The 17,270-nt window shown below is 54.8% G+C and carries 21 protein-coding genes; 7 read left to right on the top strand and 14 right to left on the bottom strand.

What is annotated here, in order from left to right; translation table 11 throughout:
* Positions 1–39: 39 nt before the first annotated feature.
* The 3 genes from ACZ47M_RS03805 to ACZ47M_RS03795 all read right to left on the bottom strand — a co-directional run bounded on the left by ACZ47M_RS03805 (position 40) and on the right by ACZ47M_RS03795 (position 2,158).
* Entirely contained in the window at positions 40–1,014 is a 975-nt protein-coding gene (locus ACZ47M_RS03805) for an archaeosine biosynthesis radical SAM protein RaSEA (protein WP_315340238.1), read from the bottom strand.
* A gap of 68 nt (positions 1,015–1,082) precedes the next feature.
* On the bottom strand, positions 1,083–1,448 hold the full coding sequence (locus ACZ47M_RS03800) for a hypothetical protein (protein ID WP_315340236.1): 366 nt from the start codon (positions 1,446–1,448) through the stop codon (positions 1,083–1,085).
* Positions 1,418–2,158 carry a hypothetical protein gene (locus ACZ47M_RS03795; RefSeq protein WP_315340234.1) on the bottom strand — a complete coding sequence of 247 codons (741 nt, stop codon included), beginning with the start codon at positions 2,156–2,158 and terminating at the stop codon, positions 1,418–1,420. Before ACZ47M_RS03795 ends, ACZ47M_RS03800 begins: the two co-directional genes overlap by 31 nt.
* Before the next feature lie 84 nt (positions 2,159–2,242).
* Here ACZ47M_RS03795 and surE point away from each other — a divergent pair, with 84 nt between their 5' ends.
* Together surE and ACZ47M_RS03785 are read left to right on the top strand one after the other, a co-directional pair.
* Positions 2,243–3,079 carry a 5'/3'-nucleotidase SurE gene (gene surE, locus ACZ47M_RS03790; protein WP_315340231.1) on the top strand — a complete coding sequence of 279 codons (837 nt, stop codon included), beginning with the start codon at positions 2,243–2,245 and terminating at the stop codon, positions 3,077–3,079.
* A 27-nt stretch (positions 3,080–3,106) separates the two neighbouring features.
* On the top strand, positions 3,107–4,432 hold the full coding sequence (locus ACZ47M_RS03785; protein ID WP_315340230.1) for a CGP-CTERM sorting domain-containing protein: 1,326 nt from the start codon (positions 3,107–3,109) through the stop codon (positions 4,430–4,432).
* Positions 4,433–4,454: 22 nt separating this feature from the next.
* Here the strand turns inward: ACZ47M_RS03785 and ACZ47M_RS03780 are convergent, their stop codons facing one another.
* Genes ACZ47M_RS03780 through ACZ47M_RS03770 form a run of 3 tightly spaced genes read right to left on the bottom strand, consistent with a single transcriptional unit; the run spans position 4,455 to position 6,561 of the window.
* Positions 4,455–5,084: a hypothetical protein gene (locus ACZ47M_RS03780; protein WP_315340229.1), complete on the bottom strand. Its 630-nt coding sequence runs from the start codon at positions 5,082–5,084 to the stop codon at positions 4,455–4,457.
* A gap of 44 nt (positions 5,085–5,128) precedes the next feature.
* On the bottom strand, positions 5,129–6,265 hold the full coding sequence (locus ACZ47M_RS03775; RefSeq protein WP_315340227.1) for a tRNA (guanine(10)-N(2))-dimethyltransferase: 1,137 nt from the start codon (positions 6,263–6,265) through the stop codon (positions 5,129–5,131).
* Positions 6,266–6,297: 32 nt separating this feature from the next.
* Complete coding sequence (locus tag ACZ47M_RS03770) at positions 6,298–6,561, bottom strand: 50S ribosomal protein L35ae (protein WP_315340225.1); 264 nt, start codon at positions 6,559–6,561, stop codon at positions 6,298–6,300.
* A 240-nt stretch (positions 6,562–6,801) separates the two neighbouring features.
* On the opposite strand from ACZ47M_RS03770, the gene ACZ47M_RS03765 reads away from it, so the two are divergent.
* From ACZ47M_RS03765 to ACZ47M_RS03755, 3 genes are all read left to right on the top strand, one after another.
* Positions 6,802–8,223: a TldD/PmbA family protein gene (locus ACZ47M_RS03765; RefSeq protein WP_315340223.1), complete on the top strand. Its 1,422-nt coding sequence runs from the start codon at positions 6,802–6,804 to the stop codon at positions 8,221–8,223.
* A 10-nt stretch (positions 8,224–8,233) separates the two neighbouring features.
* Positions 8,234–9,556, top strand: coding sequence for a TldD/PmbA family protein (locus ACZ47M_RS03760; protein ID WP_315340221.1), 1,323 nt, complete (start codon positions 8,234–8,236; stop codon positions 9,554–9,556).
* Positions 9,557–9,658: 102 nt separating this feature from the next.
* The gene (locus ACZ47M_RS03755; protein WP_315340219.1) at positions 9,659–10,735 is read left to right on the top strand and encodes a DUF835 domain-containing protein; all 1,077 of its coding nucleotides are present in this window, start codon (positions 9,659–9,661) and stop codon (positions 10,733–10,735) included.
* A 67-nt stretch (positions 10,736–10,802) separates the two neighbouring features.
* Here the strand turns inward: ACZ47M_RS03755 and ACZ47M_RS03750 are convergent, their stop codons facing one another.
* From ACZ47M_RS03750 to ACZ47M_RS03730, 5 genes are all read right to left on the bottom strand, one after another.
* Positions 10,803–12,695 carry a molybdopterin-dependent oxidoreductase gene (locus ACZ47M_RS03750; RefSeq protein ID WP_315340217.1) on the bottom strand — a complete coding sequence of 631 codons (1,893 nt, stop codon included), beginning with the start codon at positions 12,693–12,695 and terminating at the stop codon, positions 10,803–10,805.
* A 19-nt stretch (positions 12,696–12,714) separates the two neighbouring features.
* Positions 12,715–13,176, bottom strand: coding sequence for a COG2426 family protein (locus ACZ47M_RS03745; protein WP_315340214.1), 462 nt, complete (start codon positions 13,174–13,176; stop codon positions 12,715–12,717).
* Entirely contained in the window at positions 13,169–13,819 is a 651-nt protein-coding gene (locus ACZ47M_RS03740; protein ID WP_315340212.1) for a phosphatase PAP2 family protein, read from the bottom strand. Before ACZ47M_RS03740 ends, ACZ47M_RS03745 begins: the two co-directional genes overlap by 8 nt.
* 118 nt (positions 13,820–13,937) lie before the next feature.
* Positions 13,938–14,486, bottom strand: coding sequence for an ASCH domain-containing protein (locus ACZ47M_RS03735; RefSeq protein WP_394356285.1), 549 nt, complete (start codon positions 14,484–14,486; stop codon positions 13,938–13,940).
* Positions 14,476–15,204, bottom strand: a complete 729-nt coding sequence (locus tag ACZ47M_RS03730) for a TIGR02253 family HAD-type hydrolase (protein ID WP_315340206.1) — start codon at positions 15,202–15,204, stop codon at positions 14,476–14,478. The genes ACZ47M_RS03735 and ACZ47M_RS03730 overlap by 11 nt, the downstream gene beginning before the upstream one ends.
* Positions 15,205–15,301: 97 nt before the next feature.
* Between ACZ47M_RS03730 and ACZ47M_RS03725 the strand changes: the two genes are divergently transcribed.
* Together ACZ47M_RS03725 and ACZ47M_RS03720 are read left to right on the top strand one after the other, a co-directional pair.
* Positions 15,302–15,589: a DUF357 domain-containing protein gene (locus ACZ47M_RS03725; RefSeq protein WP_315340203.1), complete on the top strand. Its 288-nt coding sequence runs from the start codon at positions 15,302–15,304 to the stop codon at positions 15,587–15,589.
* A gap of 10 nt (positions 15,590–15,599) precedes the next feature.
* Positions 15,600–15,977, top strand: a complete 378-nt coding sequence (locus tag ACZ47M_RS03720; RefSeq protein WP_315340200.1) for a DUF555 domain-containing protein — start codon at positions 15,600–15,602, stop codon at positions 15,975–15,977.
* Positions 15,978–15,984: 7 nt separating this feature from the next.
* Here ACZ47M_RS03720 and ACZ47M_RS03715 read toward each other — a convergent pair whose 3' ends face one another.
* The 3 genes from ACZ47M_RS03715 to ACZ47M_RS03705 are packed head-to-tail and all read right to left on the bottom strand — an operon-like array spanning position 15,985 to position 17,255.
* Positions 15,985–16,293, bottom strand: coding sequence for a ferritin family protein (locus tag ACZ47M_RS03715; protein WP_315340197.1), 309 nt, complete (start codon positions 16,291–16,293; stop codon positions 15,985–15,987).
* Positions 16,294–16,773 carry a ferritin family protein gene (locus tag ACZ47M_RS03710; protein ID WP_315340195.1) on the bottom strand — a complete coding sequence of 160 codons (480 nt, stop codon included), beginning with the start codon at positions 16,771–16,773 and terminating at the stop codon, positions 16,294–16,296.
* A 17-nt stretch (positions 16,774–16,790) separates the two neighbouring features.
* A complete protein-coding gene (locus ACZ47M_RS03705; RefSeq protein WP_315340192.1) occupies positions 16,791–17,255 on the bottom strand; it encodes a peroxiredoxin in 465 nt (154 codons plus the stop codon).
* Between the last annotated feature and the right edge of the window lie 15 nt (positions 17,256–17,270).

Genomic DNA, 17,270 nt, shown 5'->3' with positions numbered 1-17,270 from the left:
AAAAAGATGTGGGGGCAAATGCACTCCGGCGAAGGAAGTTCACCAGGTCACCAGCTGCCAGTCGAGGAGGCCGTTCTCAACTATGTACTCCCAGCGCCCGCGGCACTCGGGCCTGAGGTTTTCTATGTAACTTAAGTCCTGAGTTGCAGAGAACTTCTTTATGGCTCTTCCAATGGCCTTATCGTAATCGCTCAGGCAGTTGTGCGGCCCCCTTGGCGAGCCCGCCCCCACCGGGTCGCTGAGGATTCTCTTCCCCGGAAACTTCTTCTTGGCCCAGATGAGGAGCTCAACCGCACTCCAGAGCCAGGGCGGGCGGTACTCTCCCCTTTCCCAGAGACCCTCATAGGGGGTCCCCTTCTGTATGTCGGTGATGTTTATCGAGAAGGTGTCCGTGTAGGGCTCGGCCCTGATTATGCTCTCCTTAGCGTCCCTTATCCCGTCCCTCTCGCTCAGGAAGACCGGCTTGAGCAGGAGGTAGGTTTTGACCCTGGCTCCAGCCTTGTGGGTTACATCAGCGGCCTTCACGAAGTCGGAAAAGGTGTTGCCTTTGTTGATTGAAACCTCCGTTATGTCGTCGTTGGCAGTTTCTAAGCCGATGGCGACCTCGAAGTGCTTGTCCGGGATTAGCTCAGCTAATTCTTTAACGGCATCGTAGCGAACTAACTCGCTCCTGCTCTCGATGACTATCTCCTCAACGCTGTCCATCTTTGAAAGGATTTCAAAAATTTTCCTCCTCGTCTCAGGTTTGAGCTCGCCGTTGTCGAGGAACGAGCCCGATGTAAAAATCCTCACCGCGAAAGGCCCTTTCTTCCCTTCAATCTTTTTCAGCGCCTCGCGGAAGTAGTCAACTATAGCTTCTTGACTCCACCTAACTTCCGGGGCCGAGGCAGGGTAGGCGCACATGTAGCACGCTTTCCCAATCCTGAAGCGGTAGCAACCTATCGTCGGGAGGATAATGAAAAGCGCCGTTCCCGGCTTTCCGGCCACGTTGTCCTCGCTCGTCCAGTAGGTCATTTTCTCACCTGAGTCGGCATAGGAAGGAAGTTTTTAAATTTGAGGGACGCCCGAAAACCGCGGGGCCCTCAGTATATGTCCTTTTCTATAACAACGTAGGCCCTCCTGAACTTTCCACCCAGGCCCCTTGCACTCGCCTCGGATTCTGCTTTTTTAATTGCAGTTTTAACCGCCTCAACTATCGAAGCGTCTGAAATGCTCGCCGATGTTCTGCTTATTCCCAGAACCAGTTCGTAGCCGTTTTCGCCCTGAGTCACGTTAATCCAGTTCAAAGTTATCCCATTGACCCTCACGATTTCCGAGGTGATCGTGTTCTCGACAATTTGCACTCCCTGGTTTTTGCCTTCGCTCTCCTTTATGGAGAGCAACTCTTCCGAAATGCCAGCATCCCGGAGGAGTTTCGTTACTTCCATCTCAAGCTTCGTCCTGTCCACCTTAGGAGGGGCGCCGGCTGATGAGAGGGGAACCTCGAGAACCCTGCCGCCGCGGAAGTTGATGCTCCTGCGGGGTATATCCTCAAAGCTGGAAGCCTGTCGACACGTTTTAACTTCAATTCCTCCACAGTTACGGTCGTCTTGAGGCCGAGGATCCTCTCAACGCGTGACTTTATCGCCTCCGCCACTTCACTGGCCTCTACTTCCTCGGTTGAGTAGCCTTCGACCTTTATCCTCAAGAGGAGAATGTTGGCTCCAGAAAACCCCTGCCTGATCTTCCCGGACCCGCTGATGCTTTGTATTGCCACCTTCTTTCGCTGGAACAGGTGCCTCACACTTTCAACGACCCCGTTCTCAACGGGCACCAGAACCTCCGGAGGCAGGGAGAGGTTGAGCGTGAGGGTAACCGATCCAGGGACTTCCTGGGGAGCTTCCTCCCCGGGGCTCTCCTCTGGAGTTTCCGGCTCCGGGAGCTTGAGCTCACCGTGAAGGAAATCTAAGGCCTCAAATTTGCTGAGCGAGTATATTCTAACCCTCTCCATGATGGCAGGGAGGTTAACCGGCCCGCCAACGGGCTTTCCGTTTGAGAACAGAACCGGAGGAATCCCCGAGGCAATAAGCAGGATAAAGCCTTCCCTTCCGCTGAGGCTCCTTAGGAGGTCATCTTTGTTTATTTTTGCCCATGATCCTAAGAGCTCCACATGTATCACCCTCAGTGTATATAAACGTGCAAAAGTATAAAAACGTTGCTTCCAACCGGAAGCCTAAAAAAGAAAACCCGGGAACTCCTGTTCATGAGGATCCTGCTAACCAACGACGACGGCATCAACTCCAGCGGGATTAGGGCGGCTGTAAAAGCCCTGAATGAGCTGGGGGAGGTTTACGTGGTCGCCCCGCTCTTCCAGAGGAGCGCCAGCGGGAGGGCGATGACGCTCCACAGGCCCATACGGGTAAAGCGCGTTGAGATCCCCGGAGCTAAGGCCGCTTACGGGGTGGACGGCACCCCAACTGATAGCGTAATCTTCGCCATAGCGCGCTTTGGAAATTTCGACCTTGCCGTCAGCGGTATAAACCTCGGCGAGAACCTGAGCACCGAGATAACCGTTTCTGGAACCGCTTCTGCCGCAATTGAGGCAGCGACCCACGGGATTCCCAGCATTGCGATAAGCCTTGAGGTAGACCGGAAGAAGACACTCGGCGAGGGGGAGGGAATCGACTTCTCGGCTTCGGCGTATTTCCTCAAGAAAATAGCCCGGGCAATACTGGAGAATGGCCTTCCAGAGGGCGTTGACATGCTCAACATCAACGTCCCGGGCGACGCAACCCCTCAAACACCCCTCGCCATAACCAGGCTCGCCAGAAAGCGCTACTGTCCGACCGTTGAGGAGAGAATAGACCCGAGGGGGCACCCCTACTACTGGATAGTCGGAAGGCAAAAGACGGAATTCGAGCCTGGGACTGACGCCTACGCCCTGAAAGTTGAGCGGAAGGTCAGCGTGACGCCGATAAACATAGACCTGACTGCCAGGGTTGGGCTTGAGGAAGTTAAAAAGGTCCTCCGAGGGTTTGATTCCCCTGGAAGTTCGGCGGGATTTTATAGAAAACTTGATAAAGACACGGAACCCCAATAAAATGAAAGTCCTTCAAGGGGTGGTACCATGCGGGGACTGGGATTTTTAATTGCAGCGGTTGTTTTGTTGGGCCTCTTAGGTTCTGCAATGGTCAGCGCTACCACCGTGGCGGTTGACCTTGCGCACGGGGAGAACGCCAAATACCTCATCGAGCCTGTGACCGATTACAACAACAAGAGCAAGATCATCGCGCCCTCGATAGTTGATGGAATACCCGACCTGACCTGGGCGTACTTCGGTGCTAACGACAGCCTGGTCAGTGCAAGTGGTAATAAAATCCACTATCTTGGGAGCAACATAACCCTCGAATCCCTCGCGGGTGTTGATGTCCTCATTCTGGGCCAGCCCTCCCAGCCTTTATCCCCGGAGGAGATACAGGCGATTTCCCGGTGGTTTGCCGGGGGCAACAAAGTCCTCTGGATAGCGGGCGATAGTGATTACGGCTCAGCAGGTGTTCAGAGACAGAACATCACGAACACGATACTGGAGGGACTCGGCTACGGAAACCTCAGGCTCGATCTCTGTTCCGTTGAAGACCCGAGCAGCAACGCCAAAGCCGGCTTCCGCGTTATTGCCAATGTTGTGCCAGATGTGGATACACCTTTCTTGTCTGAGATAACCAAAAACCTCTCCAACGGAGGAAAGGTCCTCTACCATGGCCCCGGTGTTGTCGCATGGGTTGACGAAAACGGCAACTGGCACCCGCTCACCGGGACTTCAAAACCGCCGCTGACGTACAGGATAGTCGTGACAACGGAGAACGGAAAAATAGTGGAGAACTCCGATCCCCCTGCCGTGGCTTACAAAGCCAACGAGACCGGAGTCTTCACGCTCCTGGCCGCTCAGCTCGTTCCCCTTGATAACGGCAAAAAGAGCGTTCTCATAGTCAGCGGCGAGAGCCCCTACGGGGACTACGAACCAACCTGGAGCCCCCTATATTATGGCATCAACCTTGACGGTCCTCAGTTCGTCACCAACATCCTCCACTGGGCTATCCTTGTCGTGAGCGAAAGCGAGACAACGACCACTACTACAACAACGACAACTACCACAACCACCACAACTACTACGACGACAACCACGACTACTAAGACTACCACAACTACTCCAAAAACCACTACAACAACTACCACTACGACCCAGCCCACTACTACAACGACCACAACCACTACCGCACCAACAACTACCACGACTCAGTCCACCACAACAACTACCACCAGGCCAACCACGACTACAACGACGACAACCACCACTACCACCACAACAACTACCAGCGGTGGTGGAGGAATCTGCGGGCCAGCGGCCATAATCGGCCTGGCAGTGGCTCCACTCCTCCTCAGGAGAAGGGAGTGAGAAATCCCCTTTCTTTTATTCTTCAGAGAACCCTTTTTATTGCCGAGTCAGCGGGTATCGTGTGTTCCCCCGTGAGAGAGATCCACTCCAGGGGGAGCCTAAGGGCGGAGATGCCCATTCTATAGTGGTTCCGATAGGAAGCGCTCCTTATGGCGAGGAGGTAGTCAAACACCTCGGGAACTAAAAAGTTCCTCTGAAACTCCCCTGGAAGGTCGAGTTCGTTTAAGACAACGGGGGTATGGGAAAGAACGAGGGTGATGTTCTTCGACCCGGATTCATCAACGAGCTCCAGCAAACCTTCAGAACTGATGCCCAAAAGGGCGGGAAATCCATCGACCACCAGGGACGACCCCGCCGGAATTTCGCGGGAAGCCATTAAAACGTCCTCAAATCTGGTTGTTCTGGCGAAGTAGAAGCCCTTCGTACTATCCAGGAGCCTGTTCACGGGGGGAGCAGACGTCCTGCCCACGCTCACATGGTAAACCTCCCCCTTTTCGAGGAGAGCGGCCTCAAGATGGGCCAAAAACACAGCCTGGGAAAGGGGCTCGGAGAAAAGAACGGCGAGGGAGCTACCCAGCTTGATATCGAAGGGGAAACCGTCAAAGGGCCTTACGGATTCTTCCTTCTCAAGGGGTTGGAATACCAGGCTCATCTGAGTTAGTCCCCCTCAAAAGTATTTATCCTTTTCTCTGCCCGCTACTGCAAACCCCGCAACGCATCCAAAACGGTATCGAAAGGAGCGTCTGTTTTTATTGACGTGGGGGAGAAGTGAGTCCTGGTCGCCCTGTAGCCCATTTTTTTGAGGTTTTCCATTATTACGGCCAGTTTTCTGACTTCCAAACCGTGTCTCCCGGCTATCGCGTGGGTATCGTAGTGGAAGGGGACATCCAGCTCATCCGAAAGCAGTCTGAGGAACTCTAGCGTTTTATTGCTGGCCAATACCGCCTCCTGAGATTTTTTCAAGAGAGAGGCCACGAAGTCCTCATCCCTGAGCGCCCCCAGCCACAAGGGACCGTAAGCGTTTGAGGCAGAGGGCAGGAATTCCCTTGAATACCAAAACTTTCCGGATCTATCCTGCCAGAGGTAGCCAATGTTAGAAAGGGACTCATCCGCCTTTCTGGCACCGCTTTCAAGGCCCAGGAAGACACGGAAGTAGTGCTCCCTGTGATAGGCGAGCAGTACCTTAACGCCAAGATCGTACTTGGCAGCGTATCTGGCAACGAGGCCTATCAGTATCCTGAGACCTGCCTCGTGACAGAGCTCCCCCCTTATCGGGACGGCCAGATACTTTCTCATGCATGCGTTCCTGTAAGCCCCGCACAGCACTCCAGTGTCAGTTGCGGTAACCCCAAGAAAACCCCTCCTTTTCACGGCCCTGAGAGCCGTGTCGAGAAATTCAACAGGGGCACCAAAGGGATCAAGGTCTATGAAGTCAAAATACCTGAATTTTTCGGCCATAAGCCGATTTGCATCACCCCTGTTCACGACCGCCCTTTTGCCGGAGACGTCAAAAACAGCCCGTTCGTTGGAGGAATTCACAATTTTTCCACCGTTTAGCTCAACGTTCCGGAGAATTAGATTAAAGGCCTCCTCATTGATGTCGTTCATCCACACTTCACCGACGGAGGTTTCCAAAAGGTACCTGAGCCCCCTCACTCCGGTTGCAGAAAGGGCATCAAGGGCCCTTGAGGGCTTCAAAACATCAACCGCTAAAACGCTTATATCCCTGTTTATCGCCATGACCGGGTTGTAGAAAACGGGGGCATCGTATATCCTTTCTGCTCCGGGCACAAAAAACCTGGCGGCACCTTCCCTTACTTCTTTCAGCTCCATGTTTCCACCTGAGGGAAAAAAGAGGCGAAGCTTTAAAGAATTTCGACGTAATCACCCAGGGCCTGTCCCGGCAGACCCGGGTTGAAGTATGCCTTAACCTCGCCCCCGTTGCCGTGGGTTCTCAGAATCTTGCCCTTCATCTTTTTCCCTGTGGGGGTTCTCCAAACGACCTTCCTGCCCACCAACCTGGCCGCACTGCCCCTATCGTTAATACCCAGAGGCTTGAGTATCATATAGTGGGTGTGCTGGTGCTCATGGTTCCCGGCGTAGGATAGAACCATCGCCCTCAGGGCCATGGCTCCACCCCCATAATAGGGGTGCCGGAATCAGTTTTAAAAATTTTGCGGCATCTAAAAGGCCGCCTGGGGATTAGAGGGTACGCGTAAGCATAAAGAAGCATCCCACACTACCAGAAACCTTCAAAGGGAGAAGTCTTCACACCACCCGGTTCTGGATGCCTTTCGACCGCCATCTTAACGGAAAGACTTTTATACTTCAGCGGGCACTATTCTATGCAGTAAACCGAGGTGGTGTGCATGCATGAACTTGTAGAGTTCGCCGTTGAGAAGGCACTCGAGCTGGGAGCCTCCTACGCCGAGGCGCGCTTTGAGGAGAAGAGCGGCACTTCTCTGACAATGAAGAACGGCTCTCCAGAGGGGCTTGAGATTTTAGCCGATAAGGGAATCGGCGTTCGCGTCCTCGTGGATGGGGGAATGGGCTTTGCGAGCACCAACGTCCTCACGAAGGAAAGCGTTGCCGAGGCAGTGCAGAAAGCTGTAAAGCTCGCCAGAGCGGCCTCAAAGGTGAGAAACGAGCCGATAAGGTTCTCCGACGAGGACTTCCACGAGGTTTACTACGAGGTCAAAATGAGGAAGGACTTCCGCGACGTTTCGCCGGAGGAGAAGCTTGAGCTTCTAAGGAAAATCGAGGAGGAGGTAAAGGCCACCGGTGTGAACGTGCCGATGCGTTTCCTGAGCTACTCCGACCAGGTGTGGCACAAGATAATAGCCAACAGCGATGGAGCCTTCATCGAGAGCTTTATTCCGCGCGTTTCTACCACCTACAACCTCGTCGTCTTTGAGAACGGCCAGATGGAGCAGGCGCCCTTCGTCCAGAGGGCGTTCTCAGGCGGTTTAGAGCTTATCGAGAAGGACGAACCCTGGAAATGGGCGGTTAAAGATGTGCAGGCACTGAAGAGGCTCATCTACGAGGGCAGGAAGCCGCCCGAGGGAAAGGTCGACTTAGTTATAAGCCCCGAGGTTGCCGGCATAGCCGTCCACGAGAGCGTTGGGCACCCCTACGAGGCCGACAGGATATTCGGAAGGGAAGCCGCCCAAGCTGGAGAGAGCTTCGTCAAGCCGGAAATGCTCGGCGAGAGGATTGGCAGTGAAGTCGTTACCGTCATCGAAGACCCAACGATACCGAACAGCTGGGGCTTCTACCTCTACGACGACGAGGGAGTAAAGGCCCGCCCGCGCTACCTCATAAGGGACGGAATCATCACAGAGTTCCTCACCAACAGGGAATACGCCTACAAGCTCGGGCAGAGGTCCAACGCGGCCGCCCGCGCCATCAACTACAACCGCGAGCCCATCGTGAGGATGGCAAACACCTACCTCGCACCCGGCGATTATTCCCTCGAGGAGCTGATCGAGGACATAAAGCTCGGCGTCTACATGGTGAGCTTCAACGAGTGGAACATCGACGACAGGCGTTACCAGCAGAGGTACATAGGCAGGGAAGCTTACCTCATCGAGAACGGCGAGATAAAGCACCCCGTGAGGAGACCAATCCTTGAGATAACAACGAGGGCACTCTGGAGCAGCGTTGATGCCGTGGGCAAGGAAGTGGAGTTCTATCCGGGAACCTGCGGCAAGGGCGAGCCCGGACAGGGCGTCCCCGTCTGGATGGGTGGGGCGCATGCGAGGCTTCGTGACATACCGCTTAGGAGGCCGTGAGGTGGTAGAGATGTTTGACGTTAACGAACTCGTCCTGAAGAAGGCCAAAGAGCTCGGCTTCGGCGACGTCGTAGTCCTCTCCCACGAGATGAACAGGAGGCAGGTCCGCTTTGCCAACAACGAGATAACTGTGGCGAAAAACTGGCACGAGAGGAAGGTCGAGCTCTTCGTCGAGCTGGGTAAGAGGATCGCCGGGACGACGATAACCGAGCTGAGCGAGGAGAACATCGAGCAAACTCTCAAGACGCTCCTGAGCAACATGAGGGGAATGTCCCCGAAGGAGGACTACTACGGAATAGCTGAAGGCCCGTTCAATTACAGGGACATCCCCGAGACCTTCGATAAAGCCATAGTCGAGCTTGACGAGCCGAACGAATACGTGGAGAGGGCAATAAACGCGGCCCTTGAGGAGGGGGCGAAAAGGGTAGCGGGAGTACTCTACACAGACCACGACAGAATTTACCTCACCACGAGCAACGGCGTGGAGGCCTTCGATGAGGGAACAGGGATAGAGATAAGCGTCAGGGCGTTCATCGGCGACCTCGAGAGCGGCCACGGGACGAACTCGGTGAGGGTTTTGAAAAAATTCGACCCCGAGAGCGCCGGAAGAAAGGCCGGCGAAATAGCGAGCTTAGCGAGAAACCCCGAGCAGGGGCCGGAGGGGAAGTTTGACGTCATCTTTGACCCGTTAGCCTTTGCCAACCTGCTCAGTTACATGAGCTTCATGACGTCAGCCTACGCCGCGGAGGCCGGCTTCAGCTTCCTGGTTAACAAACTCGGCCAGAAGGTCGCCAGTGAGATCGTCACGATCAAGGACGTCGGCAACATGCCCAACGGCTACGGCACAAGAAAGTTCGACGACGAAGGCGTCCCCACGAGGGAAACGGCGATAATCGAGAACGGAACCCTCAAGACGTTCCTCCTCAACACGAGCTTAGCTAAAAAGTATGGAACAGAGACAACGGCCAACGCTGGCTTAATAATGCCCCACGCCTGGAACATCGTCCTTGAGCCGGGCGACTATTCAAAGGAAGAGCTCTTCGGCGAGGTGAAACGAGGAATCTACATAACCAACGTCTGGTACACGCGCTTCCAGAACTACGTGACTGGGGACTTCTCCACCATCCCGAGGGACGGCATCTTCCTCGTCGAGAACGGCGAGCTCAAGCCGATTAGGAACATAAGGGTAAGCGACAACCTCCAGCACATACTGGAGAGCACAGCGGCCCTTACCAGGGAGAGCCACCACGTCCACTGGTGGGAGGTCGACACGCCGGTCTCAACGCCCTACGTTCTCGTGAAGGACGTTGGGATAACGAGGGCCACGAAGTGAGCCCTCCCCCTTTCTTTGTTGACCTGTCCGAAATGGCCAACCAACCGCGAAAGTTTTATAAAACCGAAGCCTGGACAGAGGACTCCAGTAACAGGTGAGATCGTGCTGGAACTGCTAAACCTGCTCACGAGGTTTTTCACGTGGGGATTCGCCACTTACCGATGGAAAAAGAGGGGCGAGGACTTCATGCTCCTACTCAGCCTCGCCCTCTGGATGGATTTCCTGGCGGCCCTTGCCCAGGAGAGGATACTCTCAGCCCTCGGCCTGAGCCCCAACCCGGCTTCCCTGGTGCCCCTCATGTCGCTCATAGCGGTTTTTGTTGGCATCCTCCTGATGGCAGTATCCCTTTCGCTTCGGGATCAGATCAAGACCCGGTGGGGTCAGCTTTTGATACTTGCCTTTGGCATAGCGGGCCCAACGTACGTCCTTCTCGCGGTGCTCCTCGGGGCCACTCCCTCCCTCATCACGGCTTTTCCAGTCCCATTCATTGGCGCTTCCCTCATGTTCCTGGGCTACACCCTTATTAAGGAGGAGATCGGCCTGAAGACGGTATCCACGCTCTTTCCCGTCGGGGCGTTTTTGCTTGGGGCCATCAACCTCACCTACCCTCTAACCATAAGAACCTCTCTAGCGGGCCATCTCTACGGGCTTGGGGCGCTTTTCAGGGCCATGATGCTCGTCGGAATGATGAGATACGCTTTCCTTACCGTGAAACCACCCGAGATGCCGATAACCGAGCTCCCCACAGGTGCCTTCTACTCGGATAGGGGAAAAGCCCTGGATGTTCTCCTCCAGAGGATGCAGGCCAGCGGGAACGGAGTTCTTATCACGAGGAAGTTCCCCGAGGGGGTTAACCCAAAATTCCCGGTGTTCTGGATGACTAATGTTACTTCTGGCAAGATGGGGGAGAACGTCATGGCGATCTCCCCGACCGACATAGGCATCCTCGTGGACCTCGTCAAGAGGCACCTCGAAAAGGGGCATTCCCTCGTGGTTGTTGACTGTTTTGAGTACCTGATGATGGAGAACGGCTTTGAGAACGCGTTCAAATTCCTGCTTTCCCTGAAGGACATCGTCTTGAACTACAAAGGAACCCTCGTTGCGGTAATCGAGCCTGCCGCTTACTCAACAAAGCAGATGACGATGCTGACGAGGGAGCTTGAGAGGCTGGACATCTAAGGGATCAGCGGGCGGTGCTGGCGGTTTGGCCATGGCGGCCGGAGGAGGGAGAATGAGGTAGAAAGCCTCAGGCCCTCCTCACCTCAACCCAGGTTGAATGATAAGCCGAGCCCCTGCCGTAGCCATCAACCGTCTCGTCCGTTGTCAGGAAGTTTGCGTTCCAGCCAAGTAAGCTAACCCAGAAGGCCTTGTAGAGGAGGACAACACCTTTGGGCACGTCCTCGCTGAGCCTTGCGACCGTTTTAATGCTCCCGTAGTCGTTGAAGACCTCAACGGTGTCGCCTTCCTGGATGCCCCTCTCCCCAGCATCCGCCGGGTTGATGTAAAGGTTTGGGTCTATCATGCGGTAAGTGTTGTGGTACTGGCTCGTTATCGTCATCCTGTAGGTTGGGGTGAGAAGCCTGAGCGGGTATCTCCCTTCGAACTTCCTGTACTCAGGGAACGGGCTCAGGCCCCTTTCCACGGTCCGCTGGGAGAGGAGCTCTATCTTTCCGCTCGGCGTCTCCCACTTCCTCGGCTTTTCCGGGACCTTGACGAAGCCCCTCACCTTGAGCTCGTCCCAGCTTAAGTCATTGAGTTCGAGGATTTTCCGTACCACTTCCTCATCGCTCTCGTAGAGGTAGGGGTTCTCTATTCCGAGGGCCTTTGCCAGGAGCCTTGTAACCTCGCTGTTGCTCTTTCCGTAGAGCCTTACCACGGGCTCGTTTAAAGCCACGTAGCGGTGATAGTAGCTGTCAGCCACGTCAAGTCTCTCAAAGAAGGTGTTCGCAGGCAGGACGACGTCCGAGTAAAGCGCTGTATCGGTAAGAAAGATGTCGTGCGTAACGATGAAGACGTCGCTCTCTTTGAGAGCCCTCCTCAGCCTGTTCTGATTGGGCAGGCTCGCGAGCGGGTTGGAGTTGTAGACGTAGAGGAACCTGATTTCTCCCTTCTCGATGTATTCGGCCAGCTTCACCTGAGGAATTCTCTTCACCGGCCTGCTCCTCAGGAAGGCTCCCTCCGCGTAGCTCTTGTCTATCGTCTTCATGTCGTAGATGAAGCCGAAGCGATGGCCGACTAAAGCCGGAAGAACCGCTATTGCCCTTACAGCATCTCCTCCAGCCAAAGAACGCTGGAAGCCGTAGCCTATGTGGATCACGCCCCTCTTTTCGGCGTAGCTCCTGGCGAACTCCTCGACCTCTTCAACGCCCAAACCGGTCTCCCTGCTTACATAATCGAGCGATAAGGTTTTTACATAATTCCTGAATTCCTCAAAGCCGTAAACGTTCTCGCGGACAAAGGCCCTATCGTAGAGGTTTTCTTCTATGAGAACCTTCGCAACGCCCAGCGCGAAGAGGACATCGGTGTCAGGCCTTATCTGGAAGAACCTGTCGCTCCTCTTTGCCGTCTCTGTTCTCACGACATCTACCGTCCATACCTCGAGGCCGTTCTTCTTAGCCAGCATGAAACCATGGAGGTTTGTCCAGAAAGGATTTATCCCCCAGTAAACGAGCAGGCGCTGGTTTCTGAGCTCCTCGGGATCCATGCCAACCGCTGTCCCGTAAACGTCCTTCAACGCCTCCTGTCCGGCCCTGTCGCAGATGTCGTAGTCGAGCATGGCAGTGTTGAGGTAGTGGAAGAGCCTGAGCGGAAAAGCGTAGTTCACCACGCCCCTGTCGCCCGCGTACTGGTAAACCAGGACGCTCTCGCTCCCGTGCTCCTCGATGGTCTCTCTCAACCTGCTGGCAACGAGCTCTATTGCCCCCTCCCAGCTGGCCTCCCTGAACTGCCCACTGCCCCTTTCCCCCGTCCTGATGAGCGGTTTTTTGAGCCTGTCTCCGGAGTGGAACCACCTCGGCAAAAGCGCCCCCTTTGGACAGAGGAATCCCGCCGTGATGGGATGCTCAGGATTGCCTTTAACCGTAAGCTGGCCATCTTTGAACTCGCTTATAATGGAGCAGGTGTCGTAACAATCGCGCATGCAGACCGAGAAGATATTCTCACCCCCAGATGCCGAGGCTCGGGAGGAGCGTTATCACCATGCTTAGCAGTCCCCCGAGGAGTAGAGCCGGGAACGTCTGCCCCTTCTTTATTTCAAAGATGTAAGCAGCCAACGCCCCGGTCCAGACCCCAGTCCCGGGCAGGGGGACTGCGACGAAGATGAGGAGCCCCCAGAAGCCCCACTTCTCAACGCAGGAGTGGGCCTTTTTCCGCACCCTCTCGATGTAATAAAGGTAAAGGTGAGCTATTTTCCTCAGAGGTGTCCCCTCAAGCCAGAGCATGAGCCTGTCCATGTAGGGCAGAACTGCGGGGAGGGCAAGCGAGAGGAGCAAAACGCCGAGGGATGCCGCTAAGAGCGTCCCCCAGAGGGGATACCCCCTGCCTATGCCGTAGACTATCGCGTAGCGCCCCTCAAAGGTAGGAACCAGTGAGAGCAGGAAGACCTGGAGGAACTCATTCAACGCCAAACACCCCCAGCTTAAGTTTTCTCACGGCAGCATTGTAAAGGGGTAGCCACCGGTTTTCAGTAAGTTCAACGAGCAAACCCGTCCAGGGGCCAAGGAAGAGGGCAAAGAGGACGTCGCTGAACCAGTGGGCGTGGAGCAGAAGCCTTGAAAGGCCTATTCCAAGTGCCCAGCCCCACCAGAGCGGCCAGAGCGCCTTCCAGCGCCTGCTAAGGAAATAAGCGAGCACAGCGGCCCTCGTCGTGTGGCCGGAGGGAAAGGCAAGGTAGTCAACGTTCTTTATTGACTCCATAAGATTCCAGTGAACCTGGGCCTCCCCTGGACGGGGGACGCCGGTTAGAACCTTCAGCAGGGCCACAATAACCGCAGAGCCCGCAATACCCGCGGTCAGTTCAAGGGTGAACCTGCTCAACCGCCCCCTATCTTTTAAGTCCCGCAGGAGGAAGAGGAGGATGTAAACCGCAGTGAGGGCGAAGCTCGCCGTGTCCGTGAAGGTGCCTGTTAAGGAGCCGCCTTCAGGGAGGGCTGAGCCAATGGAATCGTTCACACCTCTGAAAGCCCCGGTTATTTGAAGGACGAGCAACAAAGCCAAAATCCCCGTTAAAGCCACCAGTGTTCTGTAGCCAGCTTCCCTACTCATCCTTCCGTCCCTCCTTAGGGAGAAAACTGACTCCCTATCCTAATGCTCCGCCTTTTTCTCTTGAAAGCCTCGTTCTTTAGAGGGAGGCCAGAGAGTCCCCTTACACGATTTTCCGGTACTAAATGATACCACTCGCATAAAGTGCGTGGTAGGTTTTGAGCAGAGCGTCCTGAACCTTCCTCGGCCCGAAGGTTCTGACTGCTCTCGCAAGCCCTTCGTTGTAAATACGGCGCATTATGAAGTCCGTCTCGCGGTTGAGGTTCAGCTTCTCCTGATTCTCGAGGTAGAGCCTCGCTATTTCAGCTGGCTCGCGGTAGTTGAGGCCTTTCAGCCATTTGAGTGGAATCCCGTCGTCAAAGCGCTTTATGACCTCGAAGCCTATTATCGTGACCTCATCGTCCCCGTAAAGCTCCCCGTAGATCTTGGTGAGCTCCCTGAGAAGCTCCCCGACGTCGGAGAAGCCGTCAAGCTTGGCATCCTCATTTGTCAGCTCCTGAACCTTCTTCTTCTCCACGCGGGTTATCCTGACCCTGGCTATGGCAGTGTCGCTCGGAGTCACCACTAAGTAGACCTCGCTACCCGGCTTCGCCTCGTAGTCGCCATAGCGTACCGTCGTCACCTTGTCCCCTCTGAGTATCCTCGACTTGTAGGAGCCATCAATCAGCATGAACTTCCTTATCTGAACGCGCCTTTTCCTCACTTTCGATCCCCCTGATTATCCCCACAACGTCCTCGAGCGACTGGATTACGAAGTCCGCGTATTCAAGGTATTCCAGCTCCGCACTGGCATATTTGCCGTATTTAAACCAGACAGTCTTCATCCCGACCTGCTTTGCGCCGTAAATGTCTGAATACAGCCTGTCACCAACCATCACGGCCTCCTCGGGCCTCACACCAAACCGGTTCAGCCCCTTCTCAAAGATCTTCCTGTGGGGTTTTTTAACCCCAACGAAGTCCGAGATGAGGACATCGTCGAAGTAGTCGTCTATCTCCGTTCTCAGGATCTTCTCCCACTGTTTTATCGGGTTTCCATCTGTGATAACCCCGAGCTTGAGCCCCATTTCCTTGAGTCTGAGGAGGGTTCTTTTTGCGCCTTTCACGGTCTCGAGGTGGGCTATCTTCGTGTTGTGGTAGTTGATGACCCCAGCAGCTACCCACTTCGGCTCGTACGGGAGGTCGAGGCGCCTTAGGAGGTAGTCAAAGTGGTAAGGAAAGTTGCTCCCGTATTCGTTTATGAGCTCCAAAAGCTCCTGGTAAGCTGTCTCGAAGTCAACGGGCATTCCGGCCCGTATCATGCCCTCGATGGCTTTTCGTCTCGCTATCTCAGCCAGTTTTGTCGTGTCGATGAGAGTATCATCCAGGTCAAAGAAAACGGCCTTTATCATTTCTCCTCCCCGCCGGACTTTGGAAGTTAGAGTATTTAACGGTGATGGTGGGCAAGATTTATAAAACCGGAGCTCAACCCCTTCCGAGGCGAGACAGGTGGGGCGAGAGATCTCAGAGGAGAAGCTCCAGGAGTATTTTAAAATCACTGAGGAGGCGCTGAAAAGGCTCGAAGTGGTGGTTCACGAGAAGAGCCTCCTGGGTGTTGTTGCCAGGGATTTCTTAACTATGGCGAGGAGCTATTTTGAGGATGCCAGATACTACTATGAAAAAGGCGACTACGTGACAGCGTTCGCGGCGCTGAACTATGCACATGGTTTTATTGACGCCGGTGTGAGGCTGGGGGTTTTTAAGGGAGAAGACGACAGGCTCTTTGCCTTCGGCTGAGGTGGGAGGTATGGGGGACTACGTGGTGGTTCTTGAGGCACCGATAATCGTTAAAGACGTCGAAACGAACGAAGATGCCGTAAACGTGGCTGTAAGTAAAGTTACAAAGGCCCTCAACAGGGAAAACCTCGACTTCGTTAGGGTCGAACTGGGCTACTCCCAGTGTCCCGTCTGCGGAGCCCACTTTGAGAGTGCCTTCGTAATAGGCAACGTTGGTCTCGTTGGTATGTACCTGACCCTCAAGGTCTTCAATGCCCAGAGCATCGAGCACGCCGAGAGGATAGCGAAGGCCGTCGTTGGAAAGGCCCTAAAAAAAGTCCCGCTGAAGGTTTTTGAAATAAGGGAGCTCAAAAATTCAGAGGAAGGAAACGGGATTAATCTGGAATGATGGGCCTTTACTTCAAGAAATTCACCTTTATCCCCGTCTCCTCCTCAACTTCCTCAAAGCCTTCCTTCATGTGCTTTGCAAGCTCCTCGTCAACCTCAAAGAGTGCCGCGAGGAACTCGCCAAAGTGCGCCTTCTCCTCGTTGGCAACATCGAGGAAGATGTGCCTTATCCTCTCGTCTTCAATTCCCGCCGCAAGCTCTTCGTAGAGGTTTATCGCATCGAGCTCCGCCTCAATTGCCCAGCGGAGGGCCTGCGCTATCTCGGTCCTGGTCAGTGGCCTGTCCTTCGGGAGCTCAAAGGGGTATTTCGCAAGCATTCAGTCCACCTCCAGGCTGAAGTCCTGGTAGTCCATCCAGATGCCGGTCTTCATGACCGAGTCATACTGGGCCTTGAGAAGCTCGTAGTGGGCATTCTCAACCTTTGCCAGCTCTTCGAAGATTTTTTTGACACTCTCGTGCTCCGCTTCCTCAGCGGCCCTCTCGTAGAACTCCCAGGTCAGCTTTTCCTGCTCCATCCCTATTTTCACTGCGTCAACCTCGCCGGGGTTCTCTTCATCAACCCGGACAACCAGCTTTTCGAGGAGCCCCCTGTCCACCGTCGGGAGTTCACACTTCTTCACCAACGCCTCCAGGAACTTCTCCTCAAAGATAGCCCAGTGGCCCGCTTCCTCCCCGGCGAGGAAAAGGAACATCTTCTTCGCCCTCTCGTCCTTGGCCTTCTTTGCAAGCTCAATGTAAAACCTGAGCTCGGCCTTTTCAACTTCAAGGGCGAGGGCCAGAGCCTCGAGCTCGTTCATGTTATCACCCACCAAGTTTAGTTTTCCGCTCCTATTAGCTTTTTGATTTCCTCGAGCACTTCTTTTGCGTGTCCCCTGGCCCGGACATTTGTCCTCTTCCACACGATCTCCCCCTCAGGGTTCAGGATGAAGGTGCTCCTTATTGCTCCCTCGTACTCTCTTCCATAGCCCTTTTTCTTGCCCCACGCTCCGAGGGCCCTGTGGAGCTCGGTGCTGGGATCGCTGAGGAGCTTTACCTTAAGGCCGTGCTTTTCCTTGAACCTATGGTGGCTCTTTGGTGAGTCCCGGGAAACGCCGATGACCTGAACGCCAAGTTTTTCGAACTCCGGGAGCAGTTCCGTGAACTCCATCGCCTCCGCGGTGCAGCCAGGCGTGTTGTCCTTTGGGTAGAAGTAGAGGACCGTCCACCTGCCAAGGACGAGGTCCCTTAGGGGCTTTTCCTGCCCGCCCTCATCGAGGACTTTTACATTGAGGTGCTCCATGGCATCACCCATATA

This window comes from Thermococcus waiotapuensis (assembly GCF_055384795.1).
This window is presented reverse-complemented; position numbering and strand designations above follow the sequence as displayed.